This window comes from Providencia sp. Marseille-Q8014 (genome assembly GCF_965112055.1).
In genome coordinates, this window is record NZ_CBCOPT010000001.1 from 1284633 (window position 1) to 1301973 (window position 17341).

The window sequence follows — 17341 nt, forward strand, 5'->3', positions numbered from 1 at the left end:
TTTTTCTTTTACGAAAGAAGTAAAATGCGAAAACGTTTACGTGTCTTCTTGAGTAAAGCGCCATCCTAATGGTATGGTATCTTGTTTTCTTTTCAAATTATAAAAAACTAAATAGCAAGGGGTTTACGCAATGCGTATCATTCTGCTCGGTGCTCCAGGCGCCGGTAAGGGCACTCAAGCTCAATTTATTATGGAGAAATTTGGTATTCCACAAATTTCAACTGGCGACATGTTACGTGCAGCAGTTAAAGCAGGTAGTGAGCTAGGTTTAAAAGCAAAAGAGCTAATGGATAATGGTAAGTTAGTGACTGATGAATTAGTGATTGCATTAGTTAAAGAGCGCATCAAACAAGATGACTGCCGCAATGGCTTCTTGTTGGATGGGTTCCCGCGCACCATTCCTCAAGCTGATGCAATGAAGGAAGCCGGTATTGATGTTGATTTCGTATTAGAATTCGATGTACCTGATGAAATCATTGTTGAGCGTATTATTGGTCGCCGTGTGCATGCACCTTCAGGTCGTGTTTATCATGTGACATTCAACCCACCTAAAGTTGAAAATAAAGATGATGTCACAGGTGAAGAGCTCACTATTCGTAAAGATGACCAAGAAGATACCGTTCGTAAGCGTTTGGTTGAATATCATGATTTAACCGCACCTTTGGTCGCTTATTATCAAAAAGAAGCGGCTGCGGGTAACACTCAGTATTTCAAAATTGATGGAACTCGCAAAGTTTCTGAAGTGAGTGAAGAATTAGCAAAAATCCTCGGCTAATAAAGATGATAGCTATCAACAAAGGCAGCGATAATCGCTGCCTTTGCTTTTGTCGCATAAGAAGATAAATAAAGACCGCATTTTATGATATAAAGTTGGGAATAATTATCATTTAAGGAGTATCATTGTGTCAGAGAATAAATTCGGTATTTTATTGGTTAATCTAGGGACGCCTGATGCCCCAACGACTCCGGCAGTTAAACGTTATCTTGCAGAATTTTTGAGTGATGTCCGTGTTATTGATGTCTCTCGTGCGATTTGGAAACCTATTTTATATGGCATTGTATTGCCATTTCGTTCGCCTAAGGTTGCGAAACTCTATCAATCAATTTGGACCGAAGATGGTTCACCTTTACTCGCTTATACGTTAAAGCAGAAAGCTAAGTTAGCTGAATGTTTTCCTAATATACCAATAGAAGTTGGGATGAGCTATGGTTCACCGTCACTGAAAAGTGCAATTGACTCCTTGATGTGCCAAGGTGTGACCGAATTAATCGTACTTCCTTTATATCCTCAGTACTCCTGTTCGACGACAGCGGCTGTCTATGATGGTATTTCCGCGATTCTCAAGCAAATGCGTACAATTCCGTCGTTACATTTTATCCGTAGTTATGCGACGCATCCTGCCTATATTCAGGGCTTAGTCAACTCAATTGAGCAAAGCTTTGCTCAGCATGGTGAACCTGACCGACTGATTTTGTCGTTCCATGGTATTCCTAAACGTTATGCGGATACTGGCGATATTTATCCACAAGAGTGTGAAGCAACAACTCGTTTAGTTAAAGAGGCGTTGAATTTTCCAGCGGAACGTGTATTGATGACTTATCAATCTCGTTTTGGTCGTGAGCCTTGGTTAACGCCCTATACCGATGAGACAATGAATCAATTACCCTCACAAGGCGTAAAATCAGTTCAAGTGATTTGTCCCGGATTTTCTGCGGACTGTTTAGAAACACTAGAAGAAATTAGTGAACAAAATCAACACTTTTTCAAAAGCCAAGGGGGAGAATCCTATCATTATATACCCGCATTAAATGACAGTGAGGATAGTATTAACTTATTCAAAATCCTGATTAATGGTTTAATAAAAACAATTTAAAGTTTAAATTAATATTAAATATGGTGTTTATCGATATATCATAAATCGAGAAAACTATTATACTCACTGATATAAAGGGTTGATGCATTATTAATTTGGTACTTAACTGGAATTTATTATGAGCACTGATAGAGAATCACGGAATGATAAAACAGCAAGTGAGATGCAAATCTCGCAATTTAACTTACAGCAAAGCGATGAAGTTGATTTGATGGCTTTGTTTGCTGTTTTAATAAGAAATAAATTTATTATTATCGCTATCACTGTTGCTATTACGCTTATTAGTACTCTTGTGGTATCCCTGCTCCCCCAAAAATGGAGCAGTACAGCGGTTGTTGTTCCCCCATCTTCTGAAGAAATTAAAGATATTAATACACTCAGTGCGCAACTCAGTGTTCTTGATGTGAAAATTGATTTATCTGCACAACAAATTTTTAATGCATTTATTGAGCAGTATCGATCAAAAGTTAATCAAGAAGCCTATGTTCGTAGCACGAACTACTTTCAAGAACTCGCCAAAAAAATTGATCCAGCGGATAAAGAAAATGGTGAGCAACGACTGGTAAATAACATTATTACCAACAGTATTCATATTACAGACCAGTCAAAAGAAAAAAATAGTACATCGAATGACATTATACTCACTTTCATTGCACCGACGCCTTCAGAAGCTCAAGATCTGTTGGCTGGCTATGTTCGCTATACAGCAACAAAAGTCAGGGAGCAATTTAAGCAAGATATTCAAAATGCGATAGCCCAACAGTTAGTCCGTGCAAATGAAACCTTTAAACAAGAGGTGACAAAAATTCGGACAGAATACGATGTTAAGGTGGAAAGATTAAAACGTGCCATTGATATCGCAAAAGCGGCGGGCGTTCGTAAGCCAATAGTGACGGATTCTGCCATCATTAGTGATGATCCTGATTATCCCATTGCGTTAGGAACTGAAGCGCTAGAGAAAAAATTAGCGATAGAGTTGCAGAACCGTGATATTGCAATGTTGAGTGAAGATTTACAAATTCGTCAACACTACATCAATAGCTTGTCAGAATTAAAGATTGATACTATCGACTTTTTACCTGCTAAATTCATTCTTGCACCTGATTTACCCGCTAAGAAAGATTCGCCAAAATCGACACTCATCATCGCATTGAGTGCTATCCTCGGCCTGATCTTGAGCAGCGCATACGTATTAACTCGCGAGCTATACCGCGATTATACAATGAAGACGGCGTCACATTCATAATCGATCACGATAAACATAAATTGTCACCTTGATCGCAGGTGCTGGTTTATGTTTATCATGCTAGAATAGCGGCATGTCTACTCGCTAATTTGTTCATTATGAAATTCCCCGGTCAACGTAAATCAAAGCATTATTTTCCTGTTAGTTTAAGAGATCCACTGTTACAACCTATCAAAGAGCGGATGGATGAGGGTGAAAACTGTCGATCCTATATCGTGGGCATCGATCAGACACTTGTCGATATTGAAGCCAAGGTCGATGATGCATTTATTGAACGCTATCAATTAAGCAAAGGGCATTCTTTAGTTATAGAAGATGATGTTGCAGAAGCGTTATATGCAGAGCTAACAAGTAATGCATTGATAACTCATGAGTTTGCAGGTGGAACCATCGGCAATACTTTGCATAATTACTCTGTGTTGGCGGATGATCGCTCTGTATTGTTAGGTACCATGTGTAATAACATTCAAATAGGTAGCTATTCTTATCGCTATTTATGCCACACATCGAGCCGAATGGATCTTAACTATTTACAAGGGGTTGATGGGCCTATAGGACGTTGCTTTACACTGATTGCAGAAAATGGTGAACGAACTTTTGCGATTAGCCCTGGGCATATGAATCGACTTCGTCCTGAAAGTATTCCAGAAGAGATTATTGCTGGTGCATCGGCCTTGGTACTTACTGCGTATTTAGTGCGTTGTAAACCGGGTGAAACCATGCCCGAGGCTACGATGCAAGCTATCAGCTATGCTAAGAAGCATAATGTTCCTGTGGTATTAACGCTTGGAACTAAGTTTGTTATAGCCCAAGACCCTCAATTTTGGCGTGATTTCCTCGCTGAACATGTTTCTGTCGTGGCGATGAATGAAGATGAAGCATTGGAGCTGACGGGCTTTAATGATCCACTGTTAGCATCGGATATGGCCCTTAATTGGGTTGATCTTGTGTTGTGCACGGCGGGGCCTTCAGGCCTTTATATGGCTGGCTATACGGAAGAAGCATTTAAACGCACTACACAGCATCCTCTGCTGCCGGGGGCGATCCCTGAATTTAACCTCTATGAATTTAGCCGAGCTATGCGCCGGCAAGATTGTGAAGTTCCTATGCGTATCTATTCCCATATAGAACCTTATATGGGGGGCCCAGAAAAAATTATGAATACCAATGGGGCCGGTGACGGCGCTTTATCGGCGTTGTTACATGATATCACTGCGAATTCATACCATCGTATGAACGTACCGAATTCCAGTAAACATGCGCGTCAGTATCTGACTTACTCTTCATTAGCCCAAGTATGCAAATATGCGAATCGGGTGAGTTATCAAGTGCTAACTCAGCATTCACCGCGTTTAACCCGTGGTTTACCTGAAAAAGAAGACAGTCTAGAAGAGTCATATTGGGAACGCTAGTTGTTGGTTTTTTCTTAAATAGCGTCAGATAGCACCTCATTGTTGATAATAAAACAGTGGGGTGTTTTTTTAGATAGTGAAGAAAAAACCCCCCACACAGTGGGGGAAGTAGGACACAAAAAATATCATCAATAATGGTTTAGGCGAAATGGAGTATAGCGCCTTATAGGGGCTAAAAAGTGGAGGAAATATGAATCCATTTATTGTTAATTGTTCTATTTTAGACTAATAAACAGATAAAAATGTTATTACGATATTATTGCAAGGAACGGGTAAGCCATATCAAATTGAATTTAAGGTTTTTTGAGTGTCGTGGGCATAGATTGGTTAATCACGATGAATAACCGATATGACGTCTTACATCTTGCTTAGAGAAAGGGATATTTGATTCGCAGACGATGGAAGCGCTTAATGTTGTTTTGGTATGAAATTAGCGCCTAAAAGAAAGGGAAGTTTGCACTTCCCTTGAGGTTGTTGACAAAGCGGGATAAAAGCGTGGTTTTTCCCACTTTGTGTTATCAGCCGAAAATCAATAAATTGATTTTCCTCTCTTATTTTCAAAACCTATTCGACTTTCCGCCAAACATCATATGTTTGGCGGCAGTCTGAAGGGAAGTTTGCACTTCCCTTTAACATTATTTTAGTGAGATGGTTTTAGATACTCATCGAGGTTTTTGCCTTCAGTATCTTTTGATAATGGTTCATCATCAATTGAACAGCCATACTCGGTCACGTCGTTACACATAAAAGTCGCCATGGCTTTAGCAATTTCATGTTCACCAATGATGATATGGTCGGCCCCACGTTCTTTAATGAAGCTAACTTCATCATCATAGTGAGCACGGACGATCACGGTAATATTCGGGTTCAACTCTTTTGCATGAGTCACGATTTCACCAGCCTCGTAGCCATTTGGAATCGTGAGTAGCAAAGTTTTCGCACACTCAATGCGCGCAAGGCTAATAATGTCTTTATTCGCACCATTACCTAGGATAGCGCTAAACCCGTTTTCAGCCAGCTCTTCAAACTTAGCTCGAGTGTCTTCCACGACGACTAATGGAATATCACGACGGCGCAGTTTATCAGCTAACATACCACCAACACGCCCGTAGCCGACAATGATGGCATGACCACAAATATCGACAGGAATTTGGGTTTCTTCTTCCAATGTCTCTTCGAGTAGTTGTTCCTCGATAGTCTCGGTTTTTTCTAAGTACTTATCGAGTAAACTAAAGAGTACAGGATTAAGCATAATTGAAACTATCGCACCTGCTAACACTAAGTTTTGTGCTTCTTTGTCCATGACACCAAGTGCCATTCCCATACCTGCTAAAATAAAGGCAAACTCACCAATTTGCGCCAAGCTAACAGAGATGGTTAATGCCGTTCGCCTTGAATGGCCAAATAGGCGAACAAGGATTAATGCGGCCGCAGATTTACCGACGATAATAATCGCGAGAACACCAATCACACCTAATGGATGGTCAATCAGTACGACAGGGTCGAACAGCATCCCAACGGAAACAAAGAAGAGTACAGCAAACGCGTCTCTTAGTGGGAGCGTATCCTGTGCTGCACGGTGGCTAAGTTCTGATTCATTTAACACCATACCCGCAAAGAAAGCACCGAGTGCAAATGATGCATCAAATAATGCAACAGCAGCATAGGCGATACCCAGTGCAAGAGCGAGCACAGCAAGTGTAAATAATTCACGAGAACCTGTGGATGCGGTACGTGATAAAATCCAAGGGATCACACGACGACCAATAACTATCATAATGATAATAAAGGCGACCACTTTCCCCACAGTCCATGCAAGTCCGATAAGTAACTCACTAAAGCTCGCTTGCTCAGAATTCATAATTGCAGCAGCAGCGGGTAATAGAACTAGCGTCAGAACCATCGCGAGGTCTTCAACAATTAACCAACCGATAGCAATCTGGCCTCGTTGGCTTTCAATCAGTTGCCGTTCTTCTAAGGCACGAAGTAATACAACCGTACTTGCTGTTGATAAACAGAGGCCAAAAACGATACCTGAAAAGGTTCCCCAGCCAAATAGCATGGAAAGGCCTAAACCTAAAAGAGTGGCGACTGCAATTTGTGCAATCGCTCCGGGAATGGCGATGGCTTTAACTGCTAAGAGATCTTTCAGTGAAAAATGTAGCCCGACACCAAACATCAAAAGGATAACACCAATTTCAGCTAGTTCTGGCGCAAGCGTTGTATCGGCAACAAAACCCGGAGTAAAAGGACCGGCTAAAACACCCGCCGCAAGATAGCCCACCAAAGGGGAAATTTTTAATCGCTGAGCGATCATACCTAACAAATATGCAAGGGCGAGACCACCAACAATGGTTGTGATTAAGGGCGTAGAATGCTCCATTTAGTCTCCTTTGATTGATTTGAATTTTTAGGAATCAAGTTCCCATATTTTGGAATGCACTTTGCATATAATTCTATTTTATCGTTATTTGAGAAAAATTTCCTTAAAAAATTTAAATGTTTTTCAAATAAAAGTGGTTTATTAGTGCTAAATCGTTACAAAGATGTCATTTGTGTGATTTTTTGTTGGATTTTAAGTGAGATATAGAGGTAAGTTCCCATACTTATTTTTCAATAAGTATGGGTTAAATAAAGGGAAATGACTATTTTTGTTCTAGATTTGGTAGTAATACGGTAAAAATACCCAATAAAGGCAGAAATGCACAATATTGATAAACTTGTTCGATACTGGTTTTATCTGCGATTTGCCCCAATACTGCGGCGCCAACACCTCCCATGCCGAATGCTAACCCAAAAAACAGGCCAGATATCATTCCGGTTTTACCGGGGATCAACTCTTGTGCATAGACTAAAATGGCCGAAAACGCTGAGGCTAATATCAACCCAATGATAACGGTTAAAATGCTCGTCCAATACAGAGAGGCATGTGGTAGCAGCAATGTAAACGGCGCGACCCCTAAGATAGAGAACCAAATTACATATTTACGCCCAATCTTGTCACCAACAGGCCCGCCTATCATGGTTCCAGCGGCGACCGCAAAAAGGAAGATAAATAGGTGGATCTGCGCGTTCTGTACGGTGACACCAAATTTTTCAATAAGGTAAAAAGTGTAATAGCTACTAATACTTGCGAGATAAAAATATTTAGAAAAAATTAATATCAGCAATATAGCTAATGAACCAATGACAGCCTTACGAGGCAATACGTTGATTTCGACGTGAGATACTGGCTTTTTACTGACAGCTCGATGTTGTTGCTTATACCAACGGCTTACTTGCAATAACACGACAATCGCTAATAAGGCGGCCAAAGAGAACCAACCGACATTACCTTTACCGTAAGGCTCAATAACCAGTGCGGCAAGTAATGGCCCCAAAGATGCCCCTAAATTTCCACCAACCTGGAAAAAAGACTGTGCAAGGCCGTGACGACCGCCTGATGCCATGCGTGCGACACGAGATGATTCAGGGTGGAAGACTGAAGAACCCGTTCCTACTAGTGCGGCAGCTAATAATATAACGGGGAATGTTTCAGCCATAGCAAGTAATAGCAATCCTGTTAGTGTAAAGCCCATCCCGATAGGTAATGAATAAGGCTGTGGATGTTTATCGGTATAATAGCCAATGACAGGTTGCAGTAATGATGCTGTAATTTGGTAGGTCAATGTAATCAAACCGACTTGTGCAAAACTGAGTGAAAAATCTGACTGCAAGAGTGGATAGATAGCTAATATCAATGACTGAATCATATCGTTCAGCAAGTGAGAGAAGCTAATGGCAGTAAGAATGCTAAAAACAGTTTTACCTGTTTTACTAATAGGTTTTGCGGCAGGGGTATGACTTTGGTTGGTTGTTTGCTCACTCATAATTAGTAACTTTCATAGTTGTGTTGCTAAATTGTTATCAATATAGCGTATTTGTCATTTAATTGAACTAATAAATATCACGATAAAAAAAGTCACCATCGTTATTAATGTTGATTAATGTCTCAGTTTAATGAAACAAGCACCATTTAACGCATAGGTTATCCAATTATGATCGCAGTTTTATGCTATAAATTAGCATTTACTATTAGGGCTAGAACCTAAACATACCATAAAAATTTGAGATATAGGCAGGGAGAAAAAGATGAATTTAACCTTTAAAGCATCGGTATGCGCATTGACGGTATCTTTGGCACTGTTGCCTATCGCACAGGCAAATGCTTGGGAAAAAGATAAAACATACAATATCACGATTTTACATACGAATGACCATCATGGTCATTTTTGGCATAACGATCACGGTGAATATGGTTTAGCAGCACAGAAAACCGTTGTGGATGAAATTCGTGATGAAGTGGCTAAGCAAGGTGGCAGCTTATTATTGCTTTCCGGTGGTGATATTAATACCGGTGTCCCCGAATCTGATCTGCAAGACGCTGAGCCCGATTTTAAAGGGATGAACTTAGTCGGTTATGATGCAATGGCGCTGGGTAACCATGAGTTTGATAACCCACTAGACGTACTACGCACACAAGAAAAATGGGCTAATTTTCCGTTCTTATCAGCCAATATCTATCAAACCAGCACAGGTGAGCGTCTATTTAAACCTTACCAAATATTCGATAAACAAGGTGTCAAAATTGCAGTTCTAGGATTAACCACTGACGATACGGCGAAACTAGGAAATCCTGCAAACTTCCCAGATGTTGAGTTTAGAACACCGGCGGTTGAAGCGAAAAAAGTGGTTGAAGAACTCCGCGCTACAGAAAAACCAGATATTATCATCGCGGCTACCCATATGGGGCATTACGACAACGGTCAGCATGGCTCAAATGCTCCCGGTGACGTAGAAATGGCTCGTAGCTTACCTAAAGGCTATTTGGATATGATTGTGGGCGGTCACTCACAAGATCCCGTCTGTATGTCCAGCGAGAACAAAAACTATAAACAAGTCGATTATGTTCCTGGTACCCCTTGTGCGCCTGATAACCAAAATGGCACATGGATCGTTCAGGCTCATGAATGGGGCAAATATGTGGGGCGTGCTGATTTTGAATTTAAGAATGGTAAATTCACGCTAAAACATTACCAACTGATCCCGATCAATTTGAAAAAGAAAATCACGAAAGAGGACGGAACCAGCGAGCGTGTCTATTACACTCAAGAAATAGCCCACAATGAGGACATGATGAAGTTATTGACCCCTTATCAACAAAAAGGGGGTGAGCAACTGAATGTAAAAGTCGGTTCTGTTGAAGGGAAGCTTGAAGGCGATCGCAGTAAAGTCCGTTTTGTCCAGACTAACATGGGGCATTTGTTGTTAGCGGCACAAAAAGAGCGTGCAGATGCTGATTTTGCTGTTATGAGTGGTGGCGGTGTACGTGACTCGATTGAAAGTGGTGATATTACGTACAAAGATGTTTTAAAAGTACAACCCTTTACGAATGAATTGGTCTATATCGATTTTAAAGGGGATGAAGTACTCGAGTATTTACAGGCCGCTGCGAATATGAAGCCTGATTCAGGGGCTTATGCACAATTTTATCATGTTAGCCTGACGTTAAACACAGACGGTAGCATTAGCGATGTCAAAATTGATGGCAAACCGTTTGATCCTGAAAAAACCTATCGCATGGCGACATTAAATTTCAATGCGATTGGAGGAGATGGTTATCCAAAAATCGACAATCATCCTAATTATGTTAATACAGGATTTGTCGATGCGGAGGTATTGAAAGGTTATATTGAGAAACACTCACCTTTAAAAGCGGCAGACTATGAGCCAAAAGGTGAAATTATTTATAAAAAATAATTGGTTAATTAATTTTACCAAGCCGATATAGTCTATAAAACCTGATCTTAGCCAGTGGCTGGGATCAGGTTTTTTCATATGGCATTATGCTTTTGTCTTCTTGTAATAAACAGGTTAAGGCGGCTTGTAAATGTGCAATGAAGTCGTGTTTCGAGTGAATGCCTAACTGAATTTGTTCAATAAAAAAGGGTAATTGCTGTTCTAACTTAGGGTATTTACCACTCAATCGACTGACATGTTCACTGAGCGTATCAGGCCAATCATTATCATGAAATGTTCGTAAGATATTGGTAGAGCGTATTAGTTTTTTGGCGGCTTGTTTTGATAATGTTAAGTATGTCGAGTGATCGTCTGTGTTGGCTATTTTTTGGCGATATTCTAAAAGAACAGAATGATAGTCACTATTAACGGCTAATGCGATATCCCTTGATGGACGGAATCGCGGAAAGAAGAGAGAAAGGTCTTCGCCATAAATGATTCGGCAATGATGTTTTAACCAGTATCCCCAACTATTGATATTACTGGGGGCGAGAACCTCCTGTTTGGTGGCAATATCAAAATCAATTTTAGGTATGATAGGGAAATACTGAATACTGTTTTGCGCAATGTGTTCAAGAGCTAGCGTCTCGTTTTCACTGATGTTGTTATTGAAAATAACACACAAGTCGAGATCTGAAATAGAGGGGATAGCATGACCACGCGCTACACTACCATAAATAAAAATACTGCAAATAGCCTCCCCATACTCAGCCAAAAGCTCCGCCTGAACAAAGGATACTATGCCTTGGTATGTGGTTTGGGTGGTGTTATTGTGTAGTGTGCTGATGTAACCATTTTCATCAACTGCCATGATAAATCCCTTTTAGATCTTTTTAGTCATGGAGCGTTGACATAATGAGCGATGAGTGGATGTCATCGGTACACACCTAAAGCAGCCTACCGCGATATTATTCTACATAAAATAATTATGTAGAATAAAGATAATGCCAACAAGAGATTATTTACACGCATCAAATCGTGTTGATATATAAAAGTAAATCACAAGGTTAGCTCGTGATCAACCACGAAAGCGGGCGCTGGCGGCTCGCCAAGGCTAACATCGGACCAACGTAGTACAGCGGCAGACGCTTCAGAGTGCCCCCCATAGGCGTATAAGACAACGAGTGAGCCGGGTTTGATCAGTTTTTGTGTGGCAGCCATGTATAAATGGATAGGAACCATTGCGGGGCCACTATACGCGTTCTGAGGAAAAGTATTCACCACTCGCTCTTTTGCTATGCCTAACGCATTGGCAGAAAACTCTGCATGCCAAGCTGTAGGTGTATTTAGTGCAACACAATCAATTTGTTCAATCGTCACGTTGGCTTTTAACAACGCGCTGTCAACGGTGCGTTTCAGGTAATATTCTGACGTGGCGCGTAGTACTTGAGACACCGTATCATCGATACGTAAACGAAGACGTTGAGATATGGGAGTCTGTTGACCTTCAATGACATCTAAGTGCCACGTTCCGCATGTTTCCCCCAGATGAATAGACTCAGTGCTAAGCAGGCCAAATGATTTTTCGACTGAACCAACAATGAAAGCGGCAGATGCATCGCCATAAAAGCGCAAAGCGGGATCATCTGCATCAAATAGGCGAGAAAATTGGGCCGTCGCAATCACTAATACTCTCTTTTTTTGTCCGCTTTGGACTAACCCACAGGCTGTGAGGAAAGCCGACATTGAGCCATTACAGGTGGCTGAAATATTGAATGCGCCGCCACCAATCCCTAATGCATGAGCAATATACCCCGCATCTCCGAAACCGATGTTATCGTCAAAGAGAGAGGTCACGATGAGACAATCGATATCACTTGCGGGTATTTTGGCCGCTGTTAACACTTTCGTGGCGGCTTTGATACCAAGCGATGAGGCACTCTCATGATTGATGACAACTCGACGTTCCACGCTACCGAGAAAAGTGTCAGATAGATAAGGTTTCATTGCGTCATCATAAAAATGAGGGGGGGAGGGTTGAGATCGAGAAAGGGAAGGTTTACGACGAACGATAGCGTCTTTATCCCACCATCCATTGGTACGTACTCCTTCAGGTAAATGAATTGCAATCGATTGAATTCCAACGGATAACATATGTTCTCCTTAGTGATGTTGATAATTAAGCTAATTGCGAGTTGTTACATTTACACCAATAAAATAAAACGATATTTCCCAAGTTAGACAATATATAAATTATAATGACTGAATATTATCACCATGAATAATCGTGTTTTTTATATAAACATAAAGATTAAATAAATATTAGATGGTAAATTTTATAGTTCAAGAACATTAATAAAAATAAAACTTTTATATATTAACTATTAAAGAAATTATAATTAAGTTGGTATTTATATTATGCATAATCTGAATGAAATAATAGGATTTTTTATTGGTGGATAATTAATACATCTATGTAAATCAATTGTTTAATGTATTATCCCGAAGAGGGGGTGCCCATCAAATATTAATGGGCAATATATAGGAGGTAAAAACGATGGTGCGAAGTCACATAATCAAGCTGTTAAAGTTTTTTTATTTCTGCAAAGCTAGCATTAAGCACATTAGCTAAATCTTGTGGCGCTAACTCAATATCTAATCCTCTTTTTCCCCCAGAAATAAATATCGTCGGATATTGTTGAGCTTGGCTATCGATGACAGTCAGTAAACGTTTTTTTTGGCCGAGTGGGCTAATGCCACCGATTAAATAGCCCGTTGTTTTTTGCGCGACTTGTGGATCTGCCATTTCAACTTTTTTCACATTGAAGACTTTGGCGACCAATTTTAAATCTAATTGTCCCGACACAGGGGTAACCGCAACGGCTAATTTTTTTTGATCACCATTAAGAGCGACCAATAAGGTTTTGAAGACTTGCTTTGCATCTAAACCGAGCTTATTCACGGCTTCATCCCCAAAATTATGGACATTCGGGTCATGTTCATAAGGGTGAAGCTTAAAATTTATCTTTTGTTTTTCCAGTAGATTGACAGCAGGAGTCATATATTTACCTGTATTTTTCAATTGCGTAAATGGTCAACTAAGCTGCCATCACCAAACAAATGTAGCGCTCCAACCGCGACAACATAATAACCATCAGGTAATGATCTAAGCTTAGTGCTCCAAGCTTGGTTACGTTGTTCCATCAGTACGTGGTACACCTCATCACTGAAGGTTTTAGGTAATGTCACGTCATTATTTGGTTGGAAATCTAACCACCAACTGATCATAGTTTGTAGCGAGCGGGCATTAGTACGCCAATGTACCAGCGTATCTCTTAGTAAGGCTAGGCCTTCCTCAGGCAATGTTAATAGCAACTCGATTTGAGTATCGATCCCCTCAAGTTCAATGATCTTTTTTTGTTGGGATTGTGCATTACATAATAATTGATAATCAATCCCATAGCGCCCATGTAAACCGAGGCCTTGAGCTTGGGTTGCTTGTAGGATTAAAGCAACTTGCCATGAGGGAAGGGAATCAAACTGTGTTGGCTCTTGGTGTATTTCTTGGCAATGGCTTAGTAACAAAGCGTACTCAGTAGCCGTTAAGCGTTCTTGTAACGGTACGTGAGCGTTTTCACCCGCAGTGAAAGGTGAACGCATATCAGTGATATCCGATTCAACAATCAAAGCATCGGCTTGGTTAAGCTTCTCAAGCAGTATTTCAGACAAGGGGAACATATTTTCAGTGCCCATATGAATACTGCCCACAATATGCAGTTTGAGTTTCTTTGATAAACGAATATCAACGGCAGGATAAGGATAGACGGGGGCTGCTTCCGTATGTAACCAGTTCTTTAAACTTTCGAGCAGCTTGGCCATGTCATTTCCTCATCTCATATTTAGATATCAATCCGTTAGATTAAACAATCTGACTCCGTTTGGCGACTCACTTTGCGCTATTTTTTCTTCGAAATATTACGAGACTGATTCATGGCAGTAAAATGGATATGCGCTAGGAAGCTTCAACATGAAGCGCCCCAATAGCGGAATAACTCACTCTTGGGGCGGTTTAGCTTGTCGACTAGTCTTGTTTCGGTTTAAAGCGTAATAACCGGTTGGCATTAGTCACGACCGTAATCGATGATAGCGCCATGGCAGCCCCCGCAACGACAGGGTTTAATAGGGTGCCTGTTAATGGATAAAGAATACCCGCGGCGATTGGAATGCCTAATGAGTTATACACAAAAGCACCGAACAAGTTTTGTTTCATATTGCGCAAGGTACCTTTAGAAATAGCAACCGCATCGGCCACACCGTGTAAACTTTGGCGCATTAAGGTAATGGAAGCTGTTTCGATAGCAATATCACTACCTCCGCCCATAGCAATACCAACATCTGCACGGGCTAATGCCGGAGCATCGTTGATCCCATCACCAACCATGGCAACCTTATGGCCTTTAGCTTGCAATGATTCAATTGCGGCTGATTTACCGTCTGGCATGACACCCGCAATGACTTCATCAATACCGGCTTCTTTCGCAATGGCTTTCGCGGTGACGGGGTTATCTCCCGTTAACATGACTAAACGGAAACCTTGCTTATGCAGTCGAGCTAGCGCACTGACACTGTCTTCACGTAATGGGTCACGAATGGACAGCAAAGCAGCCACTTGACCATCGATAGCCAATAATACAGGCGTTACCCCTTGTGAAGCCTGTTGATGTAAGACCGTATCGATCTCGCTCGTATTAACACCGCTTTGTGCAAGGAGTTTTTGATTTCCGAGCAAAACGGTTTGACCATTAACGACTGCACTGATACCGAGACCCGCTAATGTTCTAAATTGCTCATTGGCTGGGAGTGAAAGTTCTTTAGCCCGTTGAGTAATGGCACGAGCAAGCGGGTGGTTAGAGCCACTTTCAAGTGAGGCGGCAATTTGCAACACTTCATGTTCAGAAAAATGATTAAAGGTATGAATATCCGTAACTTGTGGCATTCCTTCCGTTAACGTCCCAGTCTTGTCGAAAACAATGGTATCTAATTCACTGGCTTGCTGGAGGGCATCGGCATCACGTACTAATACGCCAAACTCGGCTGCCCGCCCGACACCAGAAATAATCGACATCGGTGTCGCTAACCCTAATGCGCATGGGCAAGCAATGATCAGAACCGTGGTTGTAATCACTAAGGCATAAGTAATTTGTGGTGCAGGACCGACAAAATACCAAATGAGGCCGGAGATGACGGCAATTGCAACGACCACAGGCACGAATACAGCGGAAATGCGGTCGGCTAATTGGCCAATTTGTGGTTTACTACTTTGTGCTTGGCGAACTAAGTGAATAATACGTGCAAGCGTGGTTTGGCTACCGACGGCTGCCGCACGGAAAAGAACTGTTCCATCTTGCACAACAGTACCTGCATGAACTTGATCTCCTTTGGTTTTTTGTTGAGGGATCGGTTCTCCTGTCAGCATAGCTTCATCTAACCAAACTTCGCCTTCTATGATTTCACCATCAACAGGAACACGATCCCCTGTTGCTAGGCGTAATATCATGCCTTTTTTAACGTGTTCGAGAGGCAAATCGACTTCCCCTTGCTCGGTTACCACACGCGCTGTGGGTGGCGTTAAGTCGAGTAGCCTTTCCAGCGCTTTTGAAGAGCGTTGACGGGCGCGCTGTTCAAGAGCATGGCCTAAGTTAATCAAACCGATGATCATAGCACTGGCTTCATAATAAAGATGGCGAGCTTGTTCTGGAAACAGCTCAGGCCATAGGTTAACCACTATCGAGTATAACCAAGCCGCCCCAGTTCCTAATGCGACTAAGGTATCCATAGTCGCACTGCCATTTTTGAGGCTTTGCCATGCATTTTTATAGAAGTGACCACCTGCAAATACCATTACAGCTAAAGTTAAGATACCAATTGTCAGCCAAATGAAATGGTTTTGAGGGCTTAACATCATATTATCGCCCATCATACCCCAGATCATGACTGGGATACCGAGTGCTAATGCCAGTGCTGATTGCCAACGAAAGCGACGCATATTGGCATCTGCAACTTGTTGCTGGCGTTCACGTCGTTTCGTTTCATCCTGAATAATTTCTGCACCATAACCGGCTTTTTCAACAGCGGCGACGAGATCTGCGGGTTGTGCTGTACCAGTGACTAACGCACTGCGTTCAGCAAGATTAACCCGTGCATTCTCGACCCCCGCTACGCTGGTTAGCGCTTTTTGTACTTTATTAACGCAACTCGCACAGGTCATGCCATCTAATAGCAATTGAATACTGTCATCAGCTGGCGATATTTCAGGTTGTTGATCGACGTCAGACTGCTGTGCCGGAATATCACAGATTGCCGCTGAGCTTGTTTCCGGTTGCTCAGTAGGTATGGTCAGCGGCTCAGTTTTTGGGGCAGTCGTGTCATCTTCATCGTTCTGCGTTGCTTGATAGCCTATTCCCGTCACTGCTGCAATTAACTGTTCTACCGGAGCATTACCGTAGACAACAGCCGACTCGGTATTCACATCTGCTTTCTCTACCCCCTCAACGGCTTCAAGGGCGAGGCGAGTTTTTTCTGCACATTTCATGCAGCTCAGTCCTGATAAGGCTAAATTCACACGGTTTGGCACAGCGACTTGCGCTTTATAGCCAGCTTGTTCAACGGCTTGAATTAAGGCTTCTGCGGTTGTATTGCCATAAACGCTAGCTTGTTGGGTATCTACAATAGCAGCGGCAACACCGTCAACGGCTTCAAGAGCTTGCTGAGTTTTACCTGCACAGTTCATGCAACTTAGGCCGGAAAGCTGTAGCGTTACATCCGGTTTTTCAGCCACTTTGGCTTCATATCCTGCTGCTTCAATAGTTTCAATCAACGACTGCGTACTGGCATTAGTTTCAATAACGGCATACTCGATCGTGACTTTGACATTTTCAATATCTGAACGAGCTTCGAGCGCTTTGGTCACTGTATTCACACAGTGCATGCAACTTAGTCCTTGCAGGGAGAGAATGATTTTGCTACTCATA

At 41.7% G+C, this 17341-nt stretch carries 12 protein-coding genes; 5 read left to right on the forward strand and 7 right to left on the reverse strand.

Features of this window, described 5'->3' with window-relative positions; translation table 11 throughout:
• The first annotated feature begins 130 nt into the window (after positions 1 to 130).
• The 4 genes from adk to ACWPW6_RS05575 all read left to right on the forward strand — a co-directional run bounded on the left by adk (position 131) and on the right by ACWPW6_RS05575 (position 4532).
• Complete coding sequence (gene adk / locus ACWPW6_RS05560) at positions 131 to 775, forward strand: adenylate kinase (RefSeq protein ID WP_154623576.1); 645 nt, start codon at positions 131 to 133, stop codon at positions 773 to 775.
• Between the two features lie 127 nt (positions 776 to 902).
• Positions 903 to 1874, forward strand: a complete 972-nt coding sequence (gene hemH / locus ACWPW6_RS05565; RefSeq protein WP_163860838.1) for a ferrochelatase — start codon at positions 903 to 905, stop codon at positions 1872 to 1874.
• Positions 1875 to 1992: 118 nt separating this feature from the next.
• Positions 1993 to 3120 carry an LPS O-antigen length regulator Wzz(fepE) gene (gene wzz(fepE) / locus ACWPW6_RS05570; RefSeq protein WP_154624233.1) on the forward strand — a complete coding sequence of 376 codons (1128 nt, stop codon included), beginning with the start codon at positions 1993 to 1995 and terminating at the stop codon, positions 3118 to 3120.
• Positions 3121 to 3218: 98 nt separating this feature from the next.
• A complete protein-coding gene (locus ACWPW6_RS05575; protein WP_196713500.1) occupies positions 3219 to 4532 on the forward strand; it encodes an inosine/guanosine kinase in 1314 nt (437 codons plus the stop codon).
• A gap of 640 nt (positions 4533 to 5172) precedes the next feature.
• On the opposite strand, the gene ybaL is transcribed toward ACWPW6_RS05575, so the two are convergent.
• Both ybaL and ACWPW6_RS05585 read right to left on the reverse strand, forming a co-directional pair.
• Positions 5173 to 6915: a YbaL family putative K(+) efflux transporter gene (gene ybaL, locus ACWPW6_RS05580; RefSeq protein WP_154635641.1), complete on the reverse strand. Its 1743-nt coding sequence runs from the start codon at positions 6913 to 6915 to the stop codon at positions 5173 to 5175.
• 262 nt (positions 6916 to 7177) lie between these two features.
• Positions 7178 to 8401 carry an MFS transporter gene (locus ACWPW6_RS05585; RefSeq protein ID WP_154624235.1) on the reverse strand — a complete coding sequence of 408 codons (1224 nt, stop codon included), beginning with the start codon at positions 8399 to 8401 and terminating at the stop codon, positions 7178 to 7180.
• Positions 8402 to 8663: 262 nt separating this feature from the next.
• Here ACWPW6_RS05585 and ushA point away from each other — a divergent pair, with 262 nt between their 5' ends.
• Entirely contained in the window at positions 8664 to 10331 is a 1668-nt protein-coding gene (gene ushA / locus ACWPW6_RS05590) for a bifunctional UDP-sugar hydrolase/5'-nucleotidase UshA (RefSeq protein ID WP_154635642.1), read from the forward strand.
• A 64-nt stretch (positions 10332 to 10395) separates the two neighbouring features.
• Here ushA and ACWPW6_RS05595 read toward each other — a convergent pair whose 3' ends face one another.
• The 5 genes from ACWPW6_RS05595 to copA all read right to left on the reverse strand — a co-directional run bounded on the left by ACWPW6_RS05595 (position 10396) and on the right by copA (position 17340).
• Positions 10396 to 11181 (reverse strand): nucleotidyltransferase domain-containing protein, encoded by a 786-nt coding sequence (locus tag ACWPW6_RS05595; protein WP_247046906.1) that lies wholly within the window; start codon positions 11179 to 11181, stop codon positions 10396 to 10398.
• Positions 11182 to 11369: 188 nt separating this feature from the next.
• Positions 11370 to 12464 carry a 3-oxoacyl-ACP synthase III family protein gene (locus ACWPW6_RS05600; RefSeq protein WP_154623471.1) on the reverse strand — a complete coding sequence of 365 codons (1095 nt, stop codon included), beginning with the start codon at positions 12462 to 12464 and terminating at the stop codon, positions 11370 to 11372.
• 430 nt (positions 12465 to 12894) lie between these two features.
• Complete coding sequence (gene ybaK / locus ACWPW6_RS05605; protein ID WP_154623265.1) at positions 12895 to 13371, reverse strand: Cys-tRNA(Pro)/Cys-tRNA(Cys) deacylase YbaK; 477 nt, start codon at positions 13369 to 13371, stop codon at positions 12895 to 12897.
• A gap of 17 nt (positions 13372 to 13388) precedes the next feature.
• A complete protein-coding gene (locus tag ACWPW6_RS05610; RefSeq protein ID WP_247046905.1) occupies positions 13389 to 14189 on the reverse strand; it encodes a TraB/GumN family protein in 801 nt (266 codons plus the stop codon).
• A gap of 202 nt (positions 14190 to 14391) precedes the next feature.
• Positions 14392 to 17340 carry a copper-exporting P-type ATPase CopA gene (gene copA, locus ACWPW6_RS05615; protein WP_250000169.1) on the reverse strand — a complete coding sequence of 983 codons (2949 nt, stop codon included), beginning with the start codon at positions 17338 to 17340 and terminating at the stop codon, positions 14392 to 14394.
• Position 17341: the final 1 nt, after the last annotated feature.